General features: G+C 63.5%; 14 protein-coding genes. 2 read left to right on the forward strand and 12 right to left on the reverse strand.

Features of this window, described 5'->3' with window-relative positions; translation table 11 throughout:
- The first annotated feature begins 19 nt into the window (after positions 1 to 19).
- Positions 20 to 3,355: a maltose alpha-D-glucosyltransferase gene (gene treS / locus HX830_RS18965; protein ID WP_177101863.1), complete on the forward strand. Its 3,336-nt coding sequence runs from the start codon at positions 20 to 22 to the stop codon at positions 3,353 to 3,355.
- Positions 3,355 to 5,583, forward strand: coding sequence for a 1,4-alpha-glucan branching protein GlgB (glgB, locus tag HX830_RS18970; RefSeq protein ID WP_177101865.1), 2,229 nt, complete (start codon positions 3,355 to 3,357; stop codon positions 5,581 to 5,583). Before treS ends, glgB begins: the two co-directional genes overlap by 1 nt.
- A gap of 3 nt (positions 5,584 to 5,586) precedes the next feature.
- Here glgB and HX830_RS18975 read toward each other — a convergent pair whose 3' ends face one another.
- The 12 genes from HX830_RS18975 to HX830_RS19030 all read right to left on the reverse strand — a co-directional run bounded on the left by HX830_RS18975 (position 5,587) and on the right by HX830_RS19030 (position 23,946).
- Entirely contained in the window at positions 5,587 to 6,630 is a 1,044-nt protein-coding gene (locus tag HX830_RS18975) for an autotransporter domain-containing protein (protein WP_177101867.1), read from the reverse strand.
- Positions 6,631 to 6,937: 307 nt separating this feature from the next.
- Positions 6,938 to 7,690, reverse strand: coding sequence for a PIG-L deacetylase family protein (locus HX830_RS18980; RefSeq protein WP_103495078.1), 753 nt, complete (start codon positions 7,688 to 7,690; stop codon positions 6,938 to 6,940).
- Between the two features lie 140 nt (positions 7,691 to 7,830).
- Positions 7,831 to 9,990 (reverse strand): glycogen debranching protein GlgX, encoded by a 2,160-nt coding sequence (gene glgX / locus HX830_RS18985; RefSeq protein WP_177101869.1) that lies wholly within the window; start codon positions 9,988 to 9,990, stop codon positions 7,831 to 7,833.
- A 202-nt stretch (positions 9,991 to 10,192) separates the two neighbouring features.
- The gene (locus HX830_RS18990; RefSeq protein WP_177101870.1) at positions 10,193 to 10,477 is read right to left on the reverse strand and encodes a DUF2934 domain-containing protein; all 285 of its coding nucleotides are present in this window, start codon (positions 10,475 to 10,477) and stop codon (positions 10,193 to 10,195) included.
- A 16-nt stretch (positions 10,478 to 10,493) separates the two neighbouring features.
- Positions 10,494 to 13,235, reverse strand: a complete 2,742-nt coding sequence (locus tag HX830_RS18995; RefSeq protein WP_177101872.1) for a malto-oligosyltrehalose synthase — start codon at positions 13,233 to 13,235, stop codon at positions 10,494 to 10,496.
- Entirely contained in the window at positions 13,232 to 15,313 is a 2,082-nt protein-coding gene (gene malQ / locus HX830_RS19000; protein WP_177101874.1) for a 4-alpha-glucanotransferase, read from the reverse strand. Before malQ ends, HX830_RS18995 begins: the two co-directional genes overlap by 4 nt.
- A complete protein-coding gene (gene treZ, locus HX830_RS19005; protein WP_177101876.1) occupies positions 15,310 to 17,118 on the reverse strand; it encodes a malto-oligosyltrehalose trehalohydrolase in 1,809 nt (602 codons plus the stop codon). The genes malQ and treZ overlap by 4 nt, the downstream gene beginning before the upstream one ends.
- A 14-nt stretch (positions 17,119 to 17,132) precedes the next feature.
- Positions 17,133 to 18,698, reverse strand: a complete 1,566-nt coding sequence (gene glgA, locus HX830_RS19010; RefSeq protein WP_177101878.1) for a glycogen synthase GlgA — start codon at positions 18,696 to 18,698, stop codon at positions 17,133 to 17,135.
- A gap of 462 nt (positions 18,699 to 19,160) precedes the next feature.
- Positions 19,161 to 20,114, reverse strand: a complete 954-nt coding sequence (locus HX830_RS19015; protein WP_177101880.1) for a D-2-hydroxyacid dehydrogenase family protein — start codon at positions 20,112 to 20,114, stop codon at positions 19,161 to 19,163.
- A gap of 14 nt (positions 20,115 to 20,128) precedes the next feature.
- Positions 20,129 to 21,148 (reverse strand): alpha/beta fold hydrolase, encoded by a 1,020-nt coding sequence (locus tag HX830_RS19020; RefSeq protein ID WP_177101882.1) that lies wholly within the window; start codon positions 21,146 to 21,148, stop codon positions 20,129 to 20,131.
- 199 nt (positions 21,149 to 21,347) lie between these two features.
- Positions 21,348 to 21,812 carry an SRPBCC family protein gene (locus HX830_RS19025; protein ID WP_177101884.1) on the reverse strand — a complete coding sequence of 155 codons (465 nt, stop codon included), beginning with the start codon at positions 21,810 to 21,812 and terminating at the stop codon, positions 21,348 to 21,350.
- Positions 21,813 to 21,951: 139 nt separating this feature from the next.
- Complete coding sequence (locus HX830_RS19030) at positions 21,952 to 23,946, reverse strand: methyl-accepting chemotaxis protein (protein ID WP_177101886.1); 1,995 nt, start codon at positions 23,944 to 23,946, stop codon at positions 21,952 to 21,954.
- Positions 23,947 to 24,358 lie beyond the last annotated feature (412 nt).

Below are 24,358 nucleotides of genomic sequence, written 5' to 3' on the forward strand. Positions count from 1 at the left end.
GAATTCCAAGGAGTGACCCATGGCGAAAAAAAGCCGCCCAGCCAGCTTTATCGACGACCCGCTCTGGTACAAGGACGCGGTGATCTACCAGGTACACGTCAAATCCTTCTTCGACTCGAACAACGATGGCATCGGCGACTTTCCCGGCCTGATCGCCAAGCTCGACTACATCGCCGACCTCGGCGTGAACACCATCTGGCTGCTGCCGTTCTACCCCTCGCCACGCCGCGACGATGGCTACGACATCGCCGAATACCGTGGCGTGCACAGCGACTACGGGACTATGGCCGATGCCAAGCGCTTTATCGCCGAAGCCCACAAGCGCGGCCTGCGGGTCATCGCCGAACTGGTGATCAACCACACCTCCGACCAGCACCCCTGGTTCCAGCGCGCGCGCCTGGCCAAGCCCGGTTCCAGCGCCCGCAACTTCTACGTCTGGTCCGACACCGACGACAAATACACCGACACCCGGATCATCTTCCTCGACACCGAGAAGTCCAACTGGACCTGGGACCCGGTGGCCGGCCAGTACTTCTGGCACCGCTTCTATTCCCACCAGCCGGACCTGAACTTCGACCATCCGCCGGTGTTGCAAGCGGTGCTGGCAGTGATGCGCTACTGGCTCGACCTGGGCATCGACGGCCTGCGCCTGGACGCCATTCCCTACCTGATCGAGCGTGACGGCACCCACAACGAGAACCTGCCCGAGACCCACCAGGTGCTCAAGAAGATCCGTGCCGAAATCGATGCGCATTATCCCGATCGCATGCTGCTGGCCGAAGCCAACCAGTGGCCGGAAGACACCCAGCTGTACTTCGGTGACAAAAGAGGCGACGACGGCGACGAATGCCATATGGCCTTCCACTTTCCGCTGATGCCGCGCATGTACATGGCATTGGCCCAGGAGGATCGCTTCCCGATCACCGATATCCTGCGCCAGACCCCGGAAATCCCCGCCAATTGCCAGTGGGCGATCTTCTTGCGCAACCACGATGAGCTGACCCTGGAAATGGTCACCGACCGTGAGCGCGACTACCTCTGGAACTACTACGCCGCCGACCGCCGGGCGCGGATCAACCTCGGTATCCGTCGACGCCTGGCACCGCTGATGGAGCGCGACCGCCGCCGCATCGAACTGCTCAACAGCCTGCTGCTGTCGATGCCGGGCACGCCGACCCTGTACTACGGCGATGAAATCGGCATGGGCGACAATATCTACCTGGGCGACCGCGATGGCGTGCGCACGCCGATGCAATGGTCCATCGACCGCAACGGCGGCTTCTCCCGCGCCGACCCGGCCAGCCTGGTGCTGCCGCCGATCATGGACCCGCTCTACGGTTATCAGTCGGTGAACGTCGAGACCCAGGCCGGCGACCCCCATTCGCTGCTGAACTGGACCCGCCGCCTGCTGGCGGTGCGCAAGCAGCAGAAAGCCTTTGGCCGCGGCAGCCTGAAAATGCTCTCGCCGAACAACCGCCGCATCCTCGCCTATACCCGCGAATACACCGGGCCCGACGGCAAGAACGAGATCATTCTCTGTGTCGCCAACGTGTCCCGCACCGCCCAGGCGGCAGAGCTGGAGCTGTCCGCGTTCGCCGGCCGGGTGCCGGTGGAGATGCTCGGCGGCAATGCGTTCCCGCCCATCGGCCAGCTCAATTTCCTGCTGACCCTGCCACCCTATGGTTTCTACTGGTTCCTGCTCGCCACGGAAACGCAAATGCCCAGCTGGCACGTGGAGCCGGTGCAGAGCCTGCCGGACTTCACCACCCTGGTGCTGAAACACCGCATGGAAGAACTGCTGGAAAGCCCTTCGCGCAAGGCCCTGGAGCAGACGATCCTGCCGGAATGGCTGCCCAAGCGGCGCTGGTTCGCCGGCAAGGATACGGCGCTCGAACAGGTGCGCCTGGTCTATGGCGTGCGTTTCGGTGACCCGCAGCACCCCGTGCTGCTCGCTGAAGTCGAAGTCACGGCGGATGGCCAGAGCAGTCGTTACCAGTTGCCGTTCGGGTTTCTGGCCGAGGACCAGACCAGTGCCGCATTACCGCAACAGTTGGCCATGGCCCGGGTCCGCCGGGGGCGGCAAGTGGGCCTGATCACTGATGCATTCAATCTTGAGCCTTTTATCCGCGCGGTCATCGAAGGCATGCGCGGCGACACGGTATTGGTCGGCAGCGATGGCGAGCTGCACTTCCAGGCCGAACCCGAACTCAAGGCCCTGGAGCTGTCCGCCGACATGGCGGTGCGTTACCTGTCGTCCGAGCAGTCCAACAGTTCGGTGGTGGTGGCCGAGCGGATCATGCTCAAGCTGATCCGCAAGGTCAGTGCCGGTGTGCACCCGGAACTGGAAATGAGCGCCTACCTTACCGCTGCCGGTTTCCAGCATATTTCGCCGTTGCTGGGGTCGGTGGTGCGTCGTGATGCCAAGGGCGAAGACAGCCTGCTGATGATTGCCCAAGGGATGCTCAACAACCAGGGCGATGCCTGGAGCTGGACCCAGAATAATCTGGAGCGGGCGATCCGCGATGAATTGGCCGACGCCGTTTCGGACCATGAGCAACATTTCAACGCCCTCGGTGAACTGGCGGATTTCGCCGGCTTGCTCGGCCAGCGCCTGGGCGAGATGCACCTGGTGCTCGCGGCGCCCACCGTCGACCCGGCCTTCAGTGCCCAGGCGAGTACGGCCAAGGATGCGCAGCATTGGAGCAAGACGATCTGCAGTCAGATGGAGCATGCCTTGCGTTTGCTCAAGCAGCACCAGCACGCGTTGCCGGAGAATGAGCGGGCGCTGGTGGGCCGTCTGCTGGAGCAGAAAAAAGCCGTTCTTGACTATATTCAGAAATTGGCCGGCCAGGTGGTGGGCGGTCTGCGCCTGCGGGTCCATGGCGACCTGCATCTGGGCCAGGTGCTGGTGGTACAGGGCGATGCCTACCTGATCGACTTCGAAGGGGAGCCGGCCCGTTCGTTGCAGGAGCGTCGCGGCAAACACAGCCCTTACAAAGATGTCAGTGGTGTGTTGCGTTCGTTCGACTACGCTGCGGCCATGGCCTACAACAGCGCCACGGTCCTTGAATCGTCGGGGGCTGTCGGGCCGGCCAGTCGACGCGTCACCCAGCGTTATCTGATAGACGCCCGCAAGGCCTTTATCCAGGCATATCGGCGGGCGACGGCTAATCTTGTTCAGGCATGGCAGGATCCGGCCGGCGAAGAAGCGGCCCTGACCCTGTTCAGCCTGGAGAAGGCCGCGTATGAAATTGTCTATGAGGCGGAAAACCGCCCTGCCTGGCTCAGCGTGCCGTTGCATGGTTTGAGCGGGTTGTTGAGTGAAGTGAAAACCTTGTCCGGTGGAGAGCAGTGATGAGTTTGAGCAAGGAACAAGGTAAACCGGTGAACCGTGCATTGCCCGCGAAGAAGGATATCGAGGCCCTGGTACGGGCCGAACACCAGGACCCGTTTGCCATCCTCGGCCCCCATGACGACGATGTCGGAGGGCAGTATATCCGCGCCTTCCTGCCCGGTGCCCTGGGCGTCCAGGCCTTGGCCCGCGACAGCGAGGAGGTCCTGGGCAGTCTCGACAGCACCGAGGTGCCGGGCTTGTTTGTCGGTCACTTCGCCCAGCGCCAGCCCTATCTGTTGCGCATCCAGTGGGCAGCGGGGGAGCAGATCTGCGAGGACCCCTACAGCTTCGGACCGTTGCTCGGGGAGATGGACCTCTACCTGTTCGCCGAAGGCAACCACCGTGACCTGAGCAGCTGTCTCGGCGCCCAGGTGACCCAGGTCGACGGCGTCGACGGCGTGCGTTTCGCGGTCTGGGCGCCGAATGCCCGGCGGGTTTCGGTGGTCGGCGACTTCAATATCTGGGATGGGCGTCGGCATCCGATGCGCCTGCGCCACCCCAGCGGCGTCTGGGAAATCTTTGTGCCGCGTCTGCATCCGGGCGAGGCCTACAAGTACGAGATTCTCGGCAAGGACGCGATCCTGCCGCTCAAGGCCGATCCCATGGCCCTGGCCACCCAGTTGCCACCGGACACGGCTTCGCGCGTCGCTTCGCCCCTGCGCATCGACTGGCAGGACCAGGCCTGGATGGAATCGCGCGGCGCCCGGCATCGGCATGACGCGCCGCTGTCGATCTATGAGCTGCATGCCGGTTCCTGGCAGTGCGAGATCGACGAAGTCGGCGAAGTGTCCCGCCAGTACAGCTGGGGCGAGCTGGCCGAGCGGCTGATTCCCTATGTCCGGCAGTTGGGTTTCACCCATATCGAACTGATGCCGATCATGGAGCATCCGTTCGGCGGCTCCTGGGGTTATCAGCCGCTGTCGCAGTTCGCGCCGAGTGCGCGGTATGGCAGCCCGGATGACTTCGCCGCCTTTGTCGACGCCTGCCATCGGGCTGAAATCGGCGTGATCCTCGACTGGGTACCGGCGCATTTTCCTACCGATACCCATGGCCTGGCGCAGTTCGACGGCACCGCCTTGTATGAGTACGGCAACCCGTTGGAAGGTTTTCACCAGGACTGGGACACCCTGATCTACAACCTCGGGCGCACCGAGGTCCACGGCTTTATGCTGGCTTCGGCGTTGCACTGGCTCAAGCATTTCCATGTCGACGGCCTGCGGGTGGATGCGGTGGCGTCAATGCTCTATCGCGACTATTCGCGCAAGGCCGGCGAGTGGGTGCCGAACCGTTACGGTGGCCGGGAAAACCTCGAGGCCATCGATTTCGTGCGTCATCTCAACGATGTGGTGGCCCTGGAAGCCCCCGGTGCCCTGGTGATCGCCGAGGAGTCCACGGCCTGGCCGGGGGTGAGCCAGGGCACCCAGCAGGGCGGGCTCGGGTTCGCTTACAAATGGAACATGGGCTGGATGCACGATTCGCTGCACTACATCCAGCAGGACCCGGTGTACCGCGCCCACCATCACAACGAACTGAGCTTCGGCCTGGTGTATGCCTGGTCCGAGCGTTTTATCCTGCCGATTTCCCATGACGAGGTGGTGCACGGCAAGCATTCGCTGATCGACAAGATGCCCGGCGATCGCTGGCAGAAGTTCGCCAACCTGCGGGCCTACCTGAGTTTCATGTGGGGGCATCCGGGCAAGAAGCTGCTGTTCATGGGGTGCGAGTTCGGTCAGTGGCGCGAGTGGAATCACGATCAGCAGCTGGACTGGTATCTGCTGCAGTATTCCGAGCACCTCGGGGTGCAGAAGCTGGTGAGCGACCTGAACCGCTTGTACCGCGAGGAACCGGCGCTGTATGACCAGGACGATGTGCCCCAGGGCTTCCAGTGGTTGATCGGCGACGATGCGACCAACAGCGTCTATGCCTGGCTGCGCTGGAGTCGGGAAGGGCGGCCGTTGCTGGTGGTCGCCAACTTCACCCCGGTGCCGCGTGAGGCCTATCGGGTCGGCGTGCCCTTTGCCGGGCAGTGGAAGGAAGTGATCAACAGCGATGCGGCGATGTATGCCGGCTCCAACTATGGCAATGGCGGCGGGGCCTTCACCGAAGACCACGCCAGCCATGGCCAGGCCGTGTCGCTGGTGCTGAACCTGCCGCCACTGGCGGTGCTGATGTTGCGGCCGGAGGGCTAGCGCCTACCAGCGCATTCGCACCCCGACGTTGCCGATGATGCCGTTCAAACCGGTGTCATCGGAGGTGCCGCTGTAGTCCGCGCTGACATACAGGCTGACCGTCGGCGACACCTTGGCCACCAGGCCCAGTCCCAGTTCCACGGTGGAGCTGTTGCGACTCATGGCGATCTTGTCGACCGGCTCCAGGCTCACCGGGCTGCCGCTGCCGAACGTATGCCAGAAGTTGGTGCGCAGGTAGGGTTCCAGCGGCAGGCCGTTCACTTCATAGCTGCCATTGAGACGGGCGCCGATCCGACCGCTCCAGAGCGAAGGGTCGGAGGTAGTCGCCTGTCCGAGCATGTCCACGCTACCTTGCTGGTTGACCACCTGGGCCTGGGGTTCGATGATCCAGTGCTGGCCCAGTCCGATCGGGAACCCTCCCTCCAGCGAAAACGTCATTTGCCGCGATGCCTGGCCTTGCAAGGTGCCCTGGTCGGAGCGGGTATAAACCGTGGTCTGATTGTTCATGGCCGTCAGGTTGACGTGCCAGCCCTGTTGTCCGGTCAGGCTCCAGAAGGCCCCGAGATTGTTCCCTTGGGGGCTCAGGCCATCCATGCGCGGATCACGAGGTGCCGTGACAAAAGCGTCAACCCGATCCAGTGGGCCGCTGCTCCCGGTAAAGACCCCGGCCGTCAGTGTCTGGCCACCGCTGTGATTGCTGTAGAGGCCGGGAACAATCAGCAGGTCGCCAAAAGCGCCGGAAAACAGTGGATCGAGGTTACCGATCTCACCCTGGCCCAGGGTACGGTCGAGGAAGTGAACCGTCGGATCGGGATTACCGATGTTCGGGACGATGCCGGCGAACCGCCAACCCGGTAATGGGCCGCTGTTGCTCAGTATGGGTAATTGGCCCAGTGGCAAGGGCAAGGGTGTGTCGCCCTGGTATGAAGGTTGGAAGTCCTCTTCGAAAGGCGCCGCTTGCAGCTCCAGGGCGGAGCACAGCAAAAGGGCGGTCGAAACCGTATAAACCGTCATCCTCAGGTTGGGGTGGGCCATGAACGTTTTCATCGGGTGTTCCTTGCTGTCGCATAAATACCTGCATTAGCGTCTCTCCTGCCCCCGAACGAGGGACGGCCGAAATCATCGAGGCAAACCCTCGGCGACCCGCTTTGGCGGGGGGCCGAAGGCTTGCCCCTTGGGTTTTAAAACCGGGGGTAGTCACTTGTAGCTAAGGAGAGGTGCAGGTCGACGTCAAGAAAATAGCGAATAAATAGATTGGTTTGATCAGGTTTTTCAAGTCATTGATCAATCGGCTATTTAGTCTATTCAGGCTGGATCTGAGCAAGCCCCGGAAGAGGCGCTTTTCCCGTGTTTCTCAGATAAACACTATCTCGAACGGTTGCCGTGCCCGTTCGAGCAGGGCCGGTACCAGGACCGGTGGCAGCCCCAGTTCCGGATCGCCTTGCAGGTGGCTGTGGTAGGCGTGCGCGGCATGCAGCTTGCGGGCGATGCCCCAGGTGTCGAGGCGAATCTTGCGCGCCCGATGCCAGGGGAGCAGGCCTTCGTCGCGCAAGGGCCGGAACCAGGCATGCACGGGTATCTCCAACAGTGTGGCACCGCTGGCGGCGCAGGCCTGGGCGGCGGCCCGGCCAACGCTGTCATGATCGGCAATACCGTCTTCACGCCAGGTGGTCAGCACCACATCGCCCGAGCGCAGGTAGCGCCGCAGGAATTGACTCAGCGGCTGTTCCTGTTGCTCCAGTGCGCCATGGCGAAAGCCGCCGCGAATCCATTTCAGCCGGTGCAGTTCCAGGCCCAGGCGGCGCAGGGCTTCGGCACTTTCCTGGGGACAGACCACGCTCAGGCGGCTCGAAGGCCACAGGGTGGAGCCAGGGTAGAGGGCGCTGCCGTCGGTAATCGAGATCAACAGCAGCGGATGTTCGAGGGTGGCGAGCAGTTGCAGCAGGCCGCCGCAACAATGCACTTCGTCACCGGGATGAGGGGCGATCACGACCACCCGGGCGCCGGGCCGGATCAGGCGGTGCAGGCCAATGGTCGGGACACGGGCCAACTGCCGCGAGTTCCAGATCAGCGGTGCAACTTCGTTGCGTGCAGCTTGGATTCTCATGATATTTGTCACTTCCTTGTGTGGACTTGCACGCATCCTCCATCAGCCCTGATGCGTTCGGTGTCGCCTGGCGACCCGGTAATGCGTGGGTGAGTATCGCCCATACAGACCGGAATGCGACTTTTATTGCTGAAAAAACGTCAGTTTTCTTCGTCACGTTGTAATTCAAACATCACCAGCGAGCGTCCGGTGAGGGTGTATTCGCTGTTGAAGGCGAAACGCTCCTGACCCTTGACCTGCGGGTCGTTGGTGTCGATTACGCACGTCCAGTCCAGACCTTGCGGCACTTCCGGCAGGCGGAAATTGACGCCGTCGTGGTGGGCATTGACGGCAATCAGCAAGGTTGCATCGGCACCGGTACGGGAAATCCCGGACACCTGGGCGCGGCCGTCGAGCAACATGCCCAGGCTGCGGCTGTTGCCGTCGTGCCAGTGGTCGGTGGTCATTTCCTGGCCGTCCGGTGTCAGCCAGGTGACGTCCTTGATCCCCAATTGTTCGTTGTAGTCGCCGACCAGGAAGCGTCCGCGGCGCAGGATGGGATAGGCCAGGCGCAGCTTGACCAGGCGCTTGACGAACTTGAGCAGCGACTTGCCGTCGTCGTCCAGGGTCCAGTTGACCCAGCCGATTTCGCTGTCCTGGCAATAGGCGTTGTTGTTGCCGTGCTGGGTGCGGGCGAACTCGTCGCCGGCGACGATCATCGGCGTGCCCTGGGCCAGCAGCAGGGTGGCGAAGAAGTTGCGCATCTGCCGCAGGCGCAAGGCATTGATCGCCGGATCATCGGTGGGCCCTTCGACGCCGTGGTTCCAGGACAGGTTGTTGCTGGTGCCGTCCTGGTTGTTTTCGTCGTTGGCTTCGTTGTGCTTGTCGTTGTACGACACCAGGTCGTGCAAGGTGAAGCCGTCATGGGCGGTGACGAAGTTGATCGAGGTGTAGGGGCGTCGACCGCGCTGGTCGAACAGGTCGCCGGAGGCAGTCATGCGTTTGGCGAAGTCGGCGAGCTGGCCGTCGTCGCCTTTCCAGAATGCGCGCACGGTGTCGCGGAAACGGTCGTTCCACTCGGCCCAGCCCGGCGGGAAGCCGCCGACCTGATAGCCGCCGGGGCCGCAGTCCCAGGGTTCGGCAATAAGCTTGAGCTGGCTCAGCACCGGGTCCTGGCGACAGGCGACGAGGAAACTGTGGCGTTCGTTGAAACCATCGTGATAACGCCCGAGGATGGTTGCCAGGTCGAAGCGGAAACCGTCCACGTGCATTTCCGTGGCCCAGTAGCGCAGCGAGTCGGTGACCATCTGCAACACGCAGGGATGGCTCAGGTCCAGGGTGTTGCCGGTGCCCGAGTCGTTGATGTAGAAGCGCTTGTCGTCGGGCATCAGGCGGTAGTAGGAGGCATTGTCGATGCCGCGCATGGACAGGGTCGGGCCTTGCTCGTTGCCTTCGGCGGTGTGGTTGTAGACCACGTCGAGGATCACTTCCAGGCCGGCTTCGTGCAGATGCGCGACCATTTCCTTGAATTCGGCGATCTTGCCGCTGGCCAGGTAGCGCGGGTCGGGGGCGAAGAAGGCGATGCTGTTGTAGCCCCAGTAGTTGGTCATGCCTTTTTGCAGCAGGTGCTGGTCGTTGACGAAGGCGTGGATCGGCAGCAGTTCCACCGAGGACACCCCGAGCTTGCGGATATGCTCCAGCACTTCGTCGACCATCAGCCCGGCGAAGGTGCCGCGCACCGCCTCTGGCACCGCCGGGTGGCGCATGCTGATGCCGCGCACATGGGTTTCATAGAGCAGGGTGCGTTCCCAGGGCACATTGACCCGCTGGTCGTGGCCCCAGGTGTGTGCCGGATCGATGACCTTGCTCTTGGGCACGAAGGGCGCGCTGTCGCGTTCGTCGAAGCTGAGGTCGGCGTCGGGGTGGCCGATGGTATAGCCGAACAGTGCCTCGGACCATTTCAACTGGCCGACCAACTGCTTGGCATAAGGGTCGATCAGCAGTTTGTTGGGGTTGAAGCGATGGCCGTTCTGCGGGTCGTAGGGACCGTACACCCGGTAGCCGTAGATCAGTCCGGGATGGGCGTCGGGCAGGTAGCCGTGGAAGATTTCGTCGGTGTACTCGGGCAGTTCGATGCGTTCCAGTTCGACTTCACCACTGTCGTCGAACAGACACAGTTCGACCTTGGTGGCGTTGGCGGAAAACAGTGCGAAGTTGACCCCCAGGCCATCCCAGGTGGCGCCCAGCGGGAAGGGCAGGCCCTCGCGAATTCGCGAGGGTTGGGCTTCGGGCGTGGGGTCGGGCTTTTTCGGCTTGGTCATGGGCGCTCCTGCGGGTGTGTTCGGTGGGGCGGTGTACGAACCGAAGGGTCATGCTGGCAATACGATCCAGCAAACACCACGTACCTGTAGGAGCAGGGCTTGCCCGCGAAGAGGCCCTTGAGTCTTGCGTCGAGCATCCGGACGCCTTCGCGGGCAAGCCCTGCTCCTACAGGGGTGTGCTGTCTTCAATACCGTGCATGGCTCAACTGGCTGACGGCTTGCGTGGTGCTCGTGGTTTCTTTTCGGCGGTCGGTTTGCTGGTGGCGGTCGCGGGCTTGGGCGCTGCTTTCGGGGCCGCCGCCGGCTTGCTGGCGACCTTGGGCTTGGCGGCGGGTTTGGCCGCTGTCGGCTTTTTCGGCGCCAGTGCCTCGGCTTCCGCCAGCTTGCGCGCCATCTCCCAATGCCGGGCCTCCTCACCCTCGGGGCGGCCCTCCGATTCCCAGATCTGATAAGCAAACTCACGGATACGTTTTTCGTCGGTACTCATCGCCATGCTCCTGAACTCAATTTTGGGTAAAGAGATTGACCGGGAAATCTCCGAGTGCCGCACCAACCATCAGCTCGTTATGGGGTGTGACTGCGCACATCGAGAAAAGTCCCTTTAATTTGCCGCCCGGTGCGGCGAACGGCAGTTTGACCCGCGTATCGCCCCAAACCGGTGCCGGTACCCACGGCAGTTGATCGCTGGCCAGCAGTCCGGCCGCCAGCCTGGGTACGATCACAATGGCCCGCTGCGTCGGTGTACTGCGCATAAAGGCCACTACGTATTCGGCCTGCTCGCCGAGCACGTCCAACGGCTGGTAATCGCCGCGACTGAAGACCCTCCCGTGTTCGGCCCGAACCGCCAGCGTACGGGCGATCAAGGCCTGTTTGAGCCGCCCGCTGCGCCAGTCCGTCAACAGCGCCTTGGGCGATGTCGAGTGTTGCAGCGCCTGTTGCCGGGCGGTGAAATCCACCGGCCGGCGATTGTCCGGGTCCACCAGGCTGAAGTCCCAGAACTCGTTGCCCTGGTACAGGTCCGGCACACCCGGTACGGTCATGCGCAGCAAACACTGGGCCAGACTGTTGAGCGCGCCGGCTGGTGCGATTTTTTCCAGCGTGGCGACCAGGGCCCGGCGCAGTGGCAGGCCGACGGGGCGGGTCAGCAGCGCTTCGAGAAAGTCGCGGCAGGCCTGCTCGTAGGCTTCGTTCGGTGCGCTCCAGCTGCTGTGCAGCTTGGCTTCGCGCAGCGCCTTGTTCTGCCATTGCCAGAGACGTTCGGCGTAATCCCGCAGTCCGGCCGAATTGTCGCTCGACAGCGTCAGCGGCCAACTGCCCAGCAATGCCTGATAGAGGATCAGCTCGTCCGCCGCCGACGGGGCCTGGGGATCGCTACGCAGCACTTGGGCCAACTTGCGATAGCCTTGCACCTGTTCAACGTACCACGGGCCGACTTCACTGAGCACCGCCAGGCGCGCGCGGCTGTCTTCACCGCGCTTGTGGTCATGGGTGGCGCTGGTCAACAGGTTGTCCGGGAAGTGTTTCAGGCGCGTTCGGTTGGCCGTGTGAAAGTCTTCCACGGGCGCGCTGAAGCGTTCGGTGGAGAAACCCACGTCGTTGCGCGAGAGCAGCACCGCCGAGCGATAGAACGCAGTGTCTTCCACGGCCTTGGCCGCCGTCGGCGAGGTCAGTTGCTGGAAGCGTACGCAGGCATGCTTGAGCAATTTGCGCTGACGGCCCGGTGGGCGCTGGCGCCAGGGTTGTCCGCCGAGCCACTGTTGCAGGTAGTCGAGCACCGGCCAGTCGGCCTCGCCGAGGGTGGTGCGGGCCCCGGCCAGGGCTTGCTGGAAAAACACCTCGTCCTCGGCCGGGCGACCCTGGGCATTGATATAGGTGCGGTACACCGGGTAGTGCACGATCAGTGCCTGCAAGGCCCGGCGAATCGCGCCGAGGGTCAGGTCGCGGCTCATCAGGTCGTCCCGGGCCACTTGCAGCAGGGCCTGGGCCACGCTTTCGAAATCCCCGGCCAGAGAGCCTGCGAGGATCTGCTGACGGGCCAGCTTGGCCTCCTCGGCAAACTCGCCGGGGCGTTCGCTGAGGCGACTCCAGAGTTCGGGCAAGCGTTGTTCGCCACGGCTATCGTGTTGCAGCAGCGACAACTGGTCCATGAATTCGTAACCGGTGGTGCCGTCCACCTGCCAGTCGCGGTGCAGGCTTTCGCCCTGGCCGAGGATTTTCTCCACATAGATCGGCAGGTGTTCCCCGGGGACCAGACGGTCGACCCGTCGGCGCAGCTTGCGGCAATAACCGCGCGGATCGGCGAGCCCGTCGATATGGTCGATGCGCAGGCCGTCCACCAGGCCGTCCTCGATCAGCTGGAAGATTTTCTGGTGGGTGGCCTCGAACACCGCCGGGCGCTCGACCCGCAGGCCGCCCAGTTCGTTGACATCGAAGAAGCGCCGCCAATTGATATCGTCGGCGGCGGTGCGCCAACTGGCGAGGCGATAGTGCTGGCGCTCCAGCAGCCGGTGCAGGCGCTGGAAACCTTCGGGTTGGCGTGAATCATAGCGGGCGAGGTTCTGCTCGATGGCGTCATGCAGGTCGCGGCGTTGCGCCAGTTCGGCGCGCAGGAGCTGCGCCTGGGCATAGGCGTCGGGCAGGTTGTTCAGGGCCTTGAAGTGCCCGGCCAGGGTTTCCAGTTCGGGCAGGTTGGCCAGTATCTGCGCGTAGTCCCGGGGACAGATGGGAAAGCGATGCTGGTAATGCTCGATATGAAAACCGCCATGCTCGGCATCGAAGCACAGGGGGATGCTGCCTTCCTGCAAGGCCACGCCGTAGTCGCTGCCGAGGAACGGCATGAGCAATTGCCCTTCGAGCAACGGATCGGGCGAGTGCCACTGGATATCGAAGAACTCGCTGTAGGGGCTCAGCCGGCCCCATTCCAGCAGGTCCAGCCACCAGGGATTGTCCGCGCCACCGACGGCCATATGGTTGGAGACGATATCGAGGATCAGGCCCATATCGTGCTGGCGCAGGGCGTGTACCAGGCGCCGCAACGCTGCTTCGCCACCCAACTGTAGGTTGACCCGGGTCGGGTCGACCACGTCGTAGCCGTGCAGGGAGCCGTCGCGCGCGGTGAGCAGCGGCGAGGCATAGACATGGCTGATGCCCAGTCGGGCGAAGTAGGGCACCAGCGCTACGGCGGCATCCAGGCTGAAGCCTTTGTGAAACTGCAGACGTACCGTTGCACGCAAGGCTGGCTTCATCGATCACGCTCGGCGGCCTGGAGACGGGCGCAGGCCAGCAGTTCGAGACGTCGGGCAGCATCCACATCATCGAGCAACTGGCCGCTGTCGCCCGGCAGGCGCCGACGCCAGTTGGGGTGGCTGTCGAGGGTGCCGGGCAGGTTGGCCTGTTCCTCGACACCCAGGGCGTCCTCCAGCGGCAGCAGCACCAGGGGCGCGCGGGTATGACCGAGGAAACGCACGCTGGCGTCGAGGACCTGGTCGGTCTCGTGGGATTCGTCGCGGAAATTCTGTGGGTCGTTGCTCAAGGCGCGACGCAACCCCTCGCGTTCGCGTGCGCGGGTTTCGCGCCAGTGATCGGCGGTGGCATCATCGATCAGCCCGAGCTGGATATTCCAGTCGATATCCCGGGCATGCCACCAGCCGTTGAGGGTCGGCAGGTCGTGGGTGCTGGTGATGGCCAGGGCGTCGTCCGGCCAGTCGAGTATGGGGCGGAAACGATGGTCGTAGTCCTGCTCGAACAGCAGCACGCGCATGCCGAGGATTGCCCGGGCACCGAGTTTTTCCCGCAGGCCCTCGGGCACCGTGCCGAGGTCTTCGCCAAGCACCACCGCCTGGTGGCGCGCGGACTCCAGGGTCAGCAGGCGCAGCAGGTCGTCCACCGGGTAATACAGGTAGGCACCGTCGCTCGGTGGTGAACCGAGGGGGATCACCCAGAGCCGTTGCAGGCCCATCACATGGTCGATGCGCAGGCCGCCGGCATGGGCGAAGTTGGCCCGCAGCATTTCGATAAAGGCACGGAAACCATGGCGCTTCAAGCCCTCCGGGGCGAAAGCCGAGATGCCCCAGCTTTGCCCGGCGCGGTTGAGGATATCCGGCGGTGCGCCGACGGTGAGTTCGGCGAGTAGTTCGTCCTGCCGGCTCCAGGCCTGGCTGCCACCGCCGTCGGCACCGACGGCAAGGTCGGCGATCAGGCCGATGCCCATGCCGCTGTCCCGGGCGGCGTTTTGCGCGCGCTCAAGGTTGCGAGCGATCAGCCATTGGCTGAAGGCGTAGAAGCCGATCTCCTCGGCCTGCTCCTCGGCGAAGGTGGCGAGGGCCGGGTTGTCGGGATGGTGCCAGGCCGTGGGCCAGTGTCGCCAGTCGGTGCTTTCGCCGCGGGCGGTGCAGGCCGCTTGCAGGGCTTCGAAGCGACAGTGATTTTCCAGGGCCTCGCCGCCGACCTGGCGAAAGTGCGCGAAGTCCGTGGCGAGCGGGTGGGGGCCGAGGCGAAAGTCGTCGTATAGCGCGCGTAACAGGCGTTGCTTGGCGCGGGCAGCACGGGGCCAGTCGATCAGCGGCAGCGCTTCCAGTTGCCGCAGTTCATCGGCCAGTCCCGTGGTGTCGATGGCCTGGCGCAGGGCCTGTTCGCCAAGAATCGCTTCCGGCGCCGCATAAAGGCTGTTGAGAAACAGCCGGCTGGACGGCGAATAGGGGCTGTAGCGTTGCGGGTCGCAGCTGAACATGGCGTGCATCGGGCTGATTGCCAGGGCGTCGGCGCCGCGTTCGCCGGCGGCGCGGACCAGGCTCTCCAGGGCCAGGGTGTCGCCGAAACCGCCGTCGCCGACGCGTTGCAGGGCATACAGCTGGACCGTCAGGCCCCAGGCGCGAGGTGTCGCGCTATCGGTGGCCGCCGCCACGCTGTGGCATTGGGCCGGGGCCACGGCGAGGGTGAAGTGCTGGCCGGCGATATGCACCGTCTGGTAGCCCACCGGGATCTTGCCCGGCAGCACCGCGTCCTGGTCCAGGTGCAAGTGCAGGACCGTGCCGTTTTCCAGATGTACTTCGCAAGCGGTGTCGGCGGCGAAATAGTGGGCCAGGTCCAGGCTCTTGCCGACGTCCACGGTCAGCAGCGGCGGCAGGTATTTGTGTTGCTGGACGAGTTGCAGTTCCAGCAGGCTGTTCTCGATGGCCTGTTCCGTGTCGGCGGGATGGCCAAGCCCAGCCAGGACCTTGCGCAAGACCTCGGGCCGGACTTTCTGTGGTCGGCCATTGGCGTCGATCCAATCGACGGCCAGGCCGGCCCGGCTGGCGAGTATTTCCAGTTGCGCGTCGTTCATGGGTGCTCTCCGGTGGGTGACTGCAGGACGTCCCCGGGGGTCAGGGTAACCAGCGCGCAGTAGGGGGCCAGATGACCTTCATCCAATTGGCGACTGGCGCCGGCGGTGCTTTCGAACACTAAACGGGCTTGGCTGGGTGGGTGATGGCCGACGGACTCGGCACTGAGGTTGAGGTCGATGCGCAGCAGGCTGCCGTCACCCATCCGCCAGCGCGCGCTGAGGGCGCCGTCGGCCAGGACATCGCTGCCCAGGGCCTGGGCACCGGGGAGCCGGGGGATGATTTCACGGTGGCGCAGTTCCAGTAGCTGGCGGTAGAGGCGCACGGTGGCCTGGCGGTTGAAGTCGTCGCTGGCGTCGTTCAGGTCGGGGCGCGAGTCGTTGAAGCTGACGGCGGCGTTCGGGTCGGGAATATGCGCCCGGCGCGCGGGGTCGGCAAAGGCCGGGAAATCGGCGAACTCCGCGCGCCGGCCTTCGCGCACCGCGTCGGCCAGTTCACCGTGGTGATCGGTGAAAAACAGGAAGGGTTCACGGGCAGCGGTTTCCTCGCCCATGAACAGCAACGGGATCATCGGCGACAACAGCAGCAGCACCGTGGCCGCCCGCAGGGCCGGGGCCGGGCAGAGCTGGTTGAGCCGTTCGCCCAGGGCCCGGTTGCCGATCTGGTCGTGGTTCTGCAGGAACAGCACGAAGGCACTGGGTGGCAGGTGTGCGCTGGGTTCGCCACGACTATGGCCGTGGCGGTCGGGATGGCCCTGGAAGACGAAGCCCTGGCTCAGGCAGCGGGCCAGCTTGGTGGTGGTTTCCCGGGCATAGTCGGCGTAATAGGCGTCGGTCTCGCCGGTCAGCAGGACGTGCAGGGCGTTATGGCCGTCGTCGTTCCACTGGGCGTCAAAGGACTCTTCCAGCAGGCTGGCCTGGTTGCGTTCGTTTTCCAGGGTCAGCCACACGTGTCGTGTCGGGTCCACCTGGCGGCGAACCGCCTGTGCCAGTTCGTGGAGCAGGGTGCTGTCGTTGATGGCGTGTACGGCATCCAGGCGCAAGCCGTCGAAACGATACTCCAGCAGCCACATCAAGGCGTTGTCGATAAAAAAATCGCGGACTTCGCGGCGGCGAAAATCGATCGCCGCGCCCCAGGGGGTCTGCTGGTCGTCGCGAAAGAAGTCCTTGGCGTATTGGCCGAGGTAATTGCCGTCCGGTCCGAAGTGGTTGTAGACCACGTCCAGCAGCACCATCAGGCCGTGCCCATGGGCCGTGTCGATCAGGTGCTTGAGGTCTTCGGGCGAACCATAGGCGGCATGCGGCGCATAGGGCAGCACGCCGTCGTAGCCCCAGTTGCGCTCGCCGGGGAACTGACCCAGGGGCATCAGTTCAATGGCGGTCACCCCCAGTTCGGCCAGGCGTGCCAGTTGGTTTTCGACCTGGCGATAGCCGCCGAGGACGCCGACGTGCAGCTCGTAGATCACCGCCTCGTGCCAGGGCCGCCCCTGCCAGTCCTTGTGCTGCCAGTGGTAGGCCAGGGAATCGACCACCTGGCTCGGCCCGTGCACATCGCCGACCTGGCACCGCGAGGCCGGGTCGGGCACCCGCCGCTCGCCGTCGATATGGAAGTGGTATTGGCTGCCGGCCGGGCAGCGGGCCTCGAGGACAAACCAGCCGTCGTGCTGCGGTAGCATGGCCAGTGAGCGGCCATCGTCCAGTTCGACGCTGACGTAGTAAGCGTCCGGTGCCCACAGCGCGAAGCGGGTGTGCTCGGCGTCCAGCAGGGTCGCGCCATGAGGCCAGGTTTCCAGAGTCCGTAACGGCATCTATGAAGACCTCCTCAGTGCTGGCCCGACCTGCTCCGGGACTTGGTCACCAGGTTCTGGTACAGCTCGGCGTAGGGTTCCACCGCCTTGCACCAGTTGAACGGCGCGGCCATGGCCCGGCAGCGCATGGCGTTGAGCAATGGCCGATAGGCGAACACCTTGAACGCCCGGCGCAGCGCCTGGGCATAGCTTTCCACGGTGGACTCGTCGAACAGGAAGCCGGTGACACCGTTCTCGATGGTGTCGGCCAGCCCGCCGGTGTTACGCGCCACCGGCAGCGAGCCGAAGCGCTGGGCGTACATCTGGCTCAGGCCACAGGGTTCATAACGCGAGGGCATCAGCAGGAAATCGCTGCCGGCGAACATGCGTCGGGCATCGGTTTCGTTGAAGCCGATGCGCACCCCGATCCGGCCTGGAAAACGCAGGGCCAGTTGGCGCATGGCCTGTTCCTCTTCCGGTTCGCCACGGCCGATGATTGCGATCTGGCCGCCTTCGGCGACGATCATTTCGCTGACCGCTTCGGTCAGGTCCAGGCCCTTCTGGTAGACCAGCCGCGAGACCACGGCAAACAGTGGCCCGGTCGAGGGATCGAGGCCGAACAGATTGCGCACATGGGCGGCGTTGACCGCCTTGCCTTCCCAGTCGCCCGGACTGAAGGGGTGGACCAGATGGCTGTCGGTGGCGGCATCCCAGCTTTCGTCGATGCCGTTGGGAATGCCGCTGAGCAGGCCCTGGTGGGTCTTGCTGGCCAGGAAACCGTCCAGGCCACAGCCGAATTGCGGCGTGGTGATTTCCTGGGCGTAGGTGGCGCTCACCGTGGTGATATGGCTGGAGTAGGCCATGCCGGCCTTGAGGAACGACAGCTTGCCGTAGAACTCCATGCCTTCCTGTTGCAGGGCATGGGGTGGGATCCCCAGTTCCGGGCAGCAGGCAAGGCTGACCACGCCCTGATAAGCAAGGTTGTGAATGGTGAACAGGGTCGGGGTACGCTGGCCGCGCCAGTGCATATAGGCCGGGGCCAGGCCGGCGGGCCAGTCGTGGGCATGGACCAGGTCCGGGGTCCAGTGGATCTGTGCCAGGTTGGCGGCGATATCGGCGGCGGCCAGGCCCAGGCGGGCGAAGCGGATATGGTTGTCCGGCCAGTCGCGCCCGTTATTGGCGCCATAGGGCGTGCCTTCCCGCTCAAACAGCTCGGGGCAGATCAGCACGTAGATCACCAGGCCGTCGGGCAGGTCCATGCGGCCGATCTTGCACGGCGGCAGTGCGGCATGGCCCCCCAGTTCGCCGATGATATGAATCGGGTTATCGCTGTTCATCACCTGCGGATAACCGGGGATCAGTACCCGCACATCGTGCAGGTGATGCATGGCCCGCGGCAGGGCGGCGGACACGTCGCCCAGGCCGCCGGTCTTGACCAGGTCGGCGAACTCGGAGGTGACGAACAGCACCTTTTTCTTGTTGGGATTGACAGCGGGGGCCGTCAACACAGGCTTTCCTCCCGCCAAGGGGGCTGACACGGGGACCGCTTCGCTGGCCTGATTCAAATGCTCTCCCTGAGTTTCCAACGCAGCGCTGATCATGTGTCTCTCCCGTCTTATTTGATCTGGTTCTTCCTTTCTTTCATACAGCGTGCCCAAACCGCTTCCTTTGGTCGGACACACCGGTTCCGGGCGACTGGGCGAAGCAGGCACGTCGCACGGAGGCAAGAAAGAGTGGGGAAGCGCCTGCCCGCCAAACACCCGGAACAGACGCCCTACCTTTAACCTGACCGACCGCGGTTTCAGAAGTTTCGACTTTTTTTCATCAAAATGACTGAGCGGTCAGCAAGCCCGAAAGTCAGTGTAGGAGAGATGTTGCCGCCGTGGAGGGCGTTGTTTAGACGAATGTTGGGAAAGTGCGGTGCATTTGATCTATGTCACAGGCGATCCGCGAGGGCTGCCCCGGAACGGCTGCACGCTACTGGCGCGGGGTCGAAGTTCGGGTGCTCTAGAATGGTGCGCTGGTGACTGGGCAGCAACTGCGCCACCCAGGCCGTCGCGCGTTTAACTCAGCAGGCGGATTGGCTGTCCGGCGGCCCAGTCCTGGATGTCCTCGATCATCTGGCTGTAGAACAGCCGGTAGTTGTTCTGGCTGACATAGCCGACATGGGGCGTAGCCAGGACATTGTCCAGGGTGCGGAACGGATGGTTGGCGGGCAAAGGTTCCTGTTCGAAGACGTCCAGGGCGGCCCCGGCCAGCCGGCCTTGTTCAAGGGCGGCGATCAGCGCCTGTTCGTCGACGATCGGCCCGCGCGCGGTGTTGATCAGGTAGGCCGACGGTTTCATCCAGCCCAGGGCCTCGGCGTCCACCAGGCCACGGGAACGCTCGCTCAGCACCAGGTGCACGGAGAGCAGGTCGGCCTGCTTGAACAGTTCAGCTTTGCTGACGTACTCCACGCCGGATTCGGCGGCGCGTTCGGCGGTGAGATTCTCGCTCCAGGCGATGACCCGCATGCCGAAGGCCTTGCCGTAGCCGGCAATGCGCTGGCCGATGCTGCCCAGGCCGAGAATGCCCAGGGTCTTGCCATACAGGTCGCCGCCCAGGCCTTGCTGCCAGTGCCCGGCGCGCAAGGAGTTGGCCTCCTTGAGCAGGTTGCGGTTGGCGGCCATGATCAGCGCCCAGGTCAGCTCCGGCGCGGCCTGCTTGTAGCTGTCGGTGCCACAGACCTGGATGCCCAGGGTGTTGGCGGCCTTGATATCGAGGGCGGCGTTGCGCATGCCGCCGGTCACCAGCAGCTTCAGGCGCGGCAGTTGGCGCAGCAGGGCCTCGTTGAACGGGCTGCGTTCGCGCATCACGCAGATCACCTCGAAACCGCCCAGGCGCTCGGCCATGGTCGCGGTATCGGCCGGGTAGTCGTGGAGAAAGCTGACCTGGCCCACGGCATTCAAGGCACTCCAGTCCACCGCCTCGGCGGCCACGCCTTGCCAGTCATCGATTACCGCGATCTGTAGGGTCATTCACTCTTTCCTCATTATTGTTGGCTGGCCAGCCACTCGAGCAGGGCCTTGTGGAAACGCGCCGGTTCTTCCATCTGCGGGGCGTGACCCAGGCCCGGGAATTCCACCAGGGTCGAGCGCGGGATCAGTTTCGCCACCTGTTTGCCGAGTACGTCGTAGTGACCGATTTTGGCCTTGACCTCGGGCGGCGCGATATCGCTGCCGATGGCCGTGGTGTCGGCGGTGCCGATCAGCAACAGGGTGGGCATCTTCAGGTCCTTGAACTCGTAGTAGACCGGCTGGGTGAAGATCATGTCGTAGATCAGCGCCGAGTTCCAGGCGACCGCGACGTGACCGGGGCCTTTGTTCAGGCCGGCGAGCATATCGACCCAGCGGTCGAACTCGGGTTTCCAGTGCCCGGCGTAGTAGGTGTTGCGTTCGTAATTGCGGATGCCCTCGGCGTTGAGCTTCAGTTCGCGCTCGTTCCATTGGTCGACGCTGCGATAGGGTACGCCCAGGGCTTTCCAGTCTTCCAGGCCGATGGGGTTGACCAGCGCCAGGCGTTCGACCTGCTGCGGGTAGAGCAGGGCATAGCGAGTAGCGAGCATGCCGCCGGTGGAGTGACCCAGGATCAGGGTTTTCTCGATACCGAGTTTTTCCAGCAGGGCATGGGTGTTATTGGCCAGCTGCTGGAAGCTGTACTGGTAGTTGTCAGGTTTGCTGGAGGTGCAGAAACCGATCTGGTCCGGGGCGATCACCCGGTAGCCGGCGGCGCTCAGGGCCTTGATCGACGAGTCCCAGGTGGCCCCGCAGAAGTTCTTGCCGTGCATCAGCACAATGTTCTGGCCATTGGCTTTGCCGCTGGGCGGGACATCCATGTAGCCCATCTGCAGGGACTTGCCCTGGGATTGGAAGGCGAAATGCTCAACCGGGTAAGGGTATTCGAAACCTTGTAGTTCCGGGCCATAGGCCGGGCCTTCGGCGGCATGGGACAGGACAGGCAGGGACGCGGCCAGGAACAGGCCGCCAAGCATGAGCGCGCGGGCATTCGACATATCGGATCTCCATAAGAATCGGACCGATGCTGGTGATCGGCGATTAACCCTGGATTAACGTATTTACCGAAAACCACCGCAGAACCTGTAGGAGCCCGGCTTGCCGGCGATGGCGTCGGTGGATGCAACGCAAGACTTGAGGGCCTCATCGCTGGCAAGCCAGCTCCCACAAAATCGCTGTGCACAGGGTTGTGAGGTGTCAGGCGGTGGAGCGTCGCGGGGTTTCCAGCAAGTGTTTGAGGTTGCCCATCGCCCGGGTCGAGAGCTCGACCATGCGCGCATGTAAACCGCTCAGGTTCAGTTCGGTGATGTATTGCAGGGTACGGGTGAACTGCGTGCCATAACCGTCACGGTGCAGGCTGTAATAAATGCAGCCATCGACCACCGGGGAGGTGAAAGCCATCTTGAACTCAACCGGAGCATCGGCGATGACCACCCGATAGTTCATCTCGATCCGTAAACCCAGCAGGTCGATGATTTCGGTGAAGCGATGATCCTTGGGCAAGGGGCCATGGATGCTGTTATCGGCGCTGACGGAGGTGGGGTGCCATTCATGCCAGTGATCGGGCTGGGTCACGTAGGCGTAGACCGTCTCGATCTCGGCTTCTATATGGATTTCGTTGCTGAGCGTCTTGGCATAAGGCTGGAAAGAAGGTTGTCCCATGGCTCTGCTCCGACTGCGTTCCTTGTTAAAGGGCGGAAACAATGATGAGCATAGGTGATACAAAATATTTCGTGATGTACAAAGTCGGTACAAGACCGGCGGTCGTGCCCCCCCAGAGGCAGGCACGACCGGCAGGGGTTTACTTGACCTTGAAGCGGCCCATCAACGCGCTGACACGGTTGTTGGCGTCCAGCAGGCTGCGGGTGTTGTCATCGGTGGCATGGCCGCTCTGGACCAGTTCTTCGACCATATGACGGATCTGCACCATGCTGCGGTTGATCTCTTCGGTCACCGAACTCTGCTGTTCGGCGGCCGTGGCGATCTGGGTGCTGAGGCTGTTGATATGGCTGACGGAGCCGGCCATTTCATCGAGCCCGGCGTTGACCCGCGCCGTGGCGTCGGCCGCGGACTGACAGCTGGCCTGGGTATTTTCCATGGCCGCTACCGACGAACTGACGCCCTGGGTCAGGCGGGTCAGCATCTCGTTGATTTCCGAGGTGCTGGCCTGGGTCCGGGCGGCAAGGGCGCGAACCTCGTCGGCCACCACCGCGAAGCCGCGACCCTGCTCGCCGGCGCGGGCGGCTTCGATGGCGGCGTTCAGGGCGAGCAGGTTGGTCTGCCCGGCAATGGCGCCGATCACCCCGAGAATCTCGGTGATGCGCTGGGCGTCCTGCTGCATGCTCTCGACCTTGTGGGTGGCGCTGGACACTTCGTCGATCAGCGCGACCACGCTGCTGGAAGCCTCGCCTACCACCACCCGCGAACGGTCGGCGTGTTCGTTGGCGCGCTGGGTGAAGGCCGCGGTTTCGGCGGCATTCTCGGCCACGGTGTCGGCGGTGGCGCTCATCTCGGTGATGGCGGTGACCGTCTGCTCGGTTTCCGAGGCGTGACGGGTGAGGATCTGGTTGGTATGGGCCGAGGTCTGTTGCAGCTTGTCCAGGCTGGAGGCCATGTCGCCGGTGGCCTGGGTGACTTCGCCGATCATGTTCTGCAGGTAGACGATAAAGCGGTTCACCGAGTGACCGATGGCCCCCAGCTCATCCTCGGCGCGGATGGTGATGCGTCGGGTCAGGTCGGCATCGCCGGCGGACAATGCGTCGATATTGGTCTTGAGCGCGCGCATCCGGTTGATCAACTGGCGGATGGCATACACCTGCAACAGTACCAGCAGCACGATCATCGGGATCTGCAGCAGGGCCAGGGTATTGAGCACGTCATCGCGCTGGGCGGTGATCAACTGGGTCGGCAGGGCGGTGGCGAGGAACCAGGGGGTGCCTTCGATGGGGCGCATGAAGAAGGTGCTGGTCACGCCGTCGTTGTTGAATTCCACGCGGTGGGACGCGGCGTCACGGTTCTGCAGGGCGCTCTTGACCTGCGCGGCGAAGGCCGAGCTGCCGGCCAGGTCGCTGATGTTCTTGAGCACCACCGGGCTGTTGATATGGGTGCTGTTGCTGATGATCTTGCCGTCGGCTTCGACGATCAGCATTTCACCGCCGATGTCTTTTTCCTTGCGCGCCACCAGGTCGTTGAAAAAGCCCAGGGTCACGTCGATGGTGGAGACGCCGTAGGGCACGCCGTCGCGCTGGATGGCCATGGCGCAGTTGGTGCGTGGCTCCTGGCTGGCGTCATCCTTGTAGGCGGCTGCCCAGGCGCATTGGCCGCGCGGGGTGGCCATGCCGCCCTTGTACCAGGGCTGCTCGTAATAGTTGGGCGCTTCGGCGCTGTTCCAGAAGGTATTGACCTTCAACTGGCCGTTGGCATCGCGGTGCCAGAAGGTGCTGTGCTTGTTCCGCCCCGGCGTGCGCTGGCCGGGCAGGGGCCAGATGCCGCCGCCGAAGACCTTCAGTTCACCGTACTGATCCACCAGGCCAGGCAGGACCTTGTCGATGGTGTCGCTGTCGAGCAGGGGAATGGTCTGGGTGATGCTGCGCTGTTGGGCCTGGACCTTGTTCAACTCGTTCTTGATCTGCTCGGCCACTTCGGCCACGCGGTTGAGTACGACCTGTTCCTCGGTCTTGCGCAACGTGGGCGCGACCAACTGGCTGATGCCGACCACGGTCAGGACGAACAGCAGCAGGACGAACAGGACCAGAAACAGCGTGTAGCGGGCTTGGATCGTGCGGAACATAGGCATAGGACCTGTCCTTGCAAAGCGGCTTTTATTATTCGGTCACCTGATCGAGTCAGGGCTTCGTTCGGTTATCGGCTTGGGTTGAGCGAGCTTTAGGTACGATCGTACAAGAAGGCGCTAAAAATTCCGGCGTAACGGATGGAGGGGGACATTCCCCCTTCAGAAGCTATGTATCTACATTGAAATAAATTGGTACATTTCATTGACGCCATTAAATGGCCACCCTATGATCGCGCCCGTTGATGGCACAAGGCCATCCAAAAGGATTTGCGATATGGAGGCAGGCACGGCGCCGTTTCTCCATCAAGACCATCGACCTGCAAGGTGCTGACTCGCATTTGCGAGCGCCTGCTCAAGCCCCGTATCGATCCATGCCCTGACCTGGTGCTGCTCAATGAGCGGTTCGCTCGGGCGT

The organism is Pseudomonas gingeri (genome assembly GCF_013385425.1).
Lineage (GTDB): Bacteria > Pseudomonadota > Gammaproteobacteria > Pseudomonadales > Pseudomonadaceae > Aquipseudomonas > Aquipseudomonas gingeri_D.

Bases quoted from the DNA above. Each gene is read 5' to 3' on its own strand.
- treS (WP_177101863.1), top strand. From the start codon at position 20: ATGGCGAAAAAAAGCCGCCCAGCCAGCTTTATCGACGACCCGCTCTGG.
- glgB (WP_177101865.1), top strand. From the start codon at position 3,355: ATGAGTTTGAGCAAGGAACAAGGTAAACCGGTGAACCGTGCATTGCCC.
- HX830_RS18975 (WP_177101867.1), bottom strand. From the start codon at position 6,630: ATGAAAACGTTCATGGCCCACCCCAACCTGAGGATGACGGTTTATACG.
- HX830_RS18980 (WP_103495078.1), bottom strand. From the start codon at position 7,690: ATGAGAATCCAAGCTGCACGCAACGAAGTTGCACCGCTGATCTGGAAC.
- glgX (WP_177101869.1), bottom strand. From the start codon at position 9,990: ATGACCAAGCCGAAAAAGCCCGACCCCACGCCCGAAGCCCAACCCTCG.
- HX830_RS18990 (WP_177101870.1), bottom strand. From the start codon at position 10,477: ATGAGTACCGACGAAAAACGTATCCGTGAGTTTGCTTATCAGATCTGG.
- HX830_RS18995 (WP_177101872.1), bottom strand. From the start codon at position 13,235: ATGAAGCCAGCCTTGCGTGCAACGGTACGTCTGCAGTTTCACAAAGGC.
- malQ (WP_177101874.1), bottom strand. From the start codon at position 15,313: ATGAACGACGCGCAACTGGAAATACTCGCCAGCCGGGCCGGCCTGGCC.
- treZ (WP_177101876.1), bottom strand. From the start codon at position 17,118: ATGCCGTTACGGACTCTGGAAACCTGGCCTCATGGCGCGACCCTGCTG.
- glgA (WP_177101878.1), bottom strand. From the start codon at position 18,698: ATGATCAGCGCTGCGTTGGAAACTCAGGGAGAGCATTTGAATCAGGCC.
- HX830_RS19015 (WP_177101880.1), bottom strand. From the start codon at position 20,114: ATGACCCTACAGATCGCGGTAATCGATGACTGGCAAGGCGTGGCCGCC.
- HX830_RS19020 (WP_177101882.1), bottom strand. From the start codon at position 21,148: ATGTCGAATGCCCGCGCGCTCATGCTTGGCGGCCTGTTCCTGGCCGCG.
- HX830_RS19025 (WP_177101884.1), bottom strand. From the start codon at position 21,812: ATGGGACAACCTTCTTTCCAGCCTTATGCCAAGACGCTCAGCAACGAA.
- HX830_RS19030 (WP_177101886.1), bottom strand. From the start codon at position 23,946: ATGCCTATGTTCCGCACGATCCAAGCCCGCTACACGCTGTTTCTGGTC.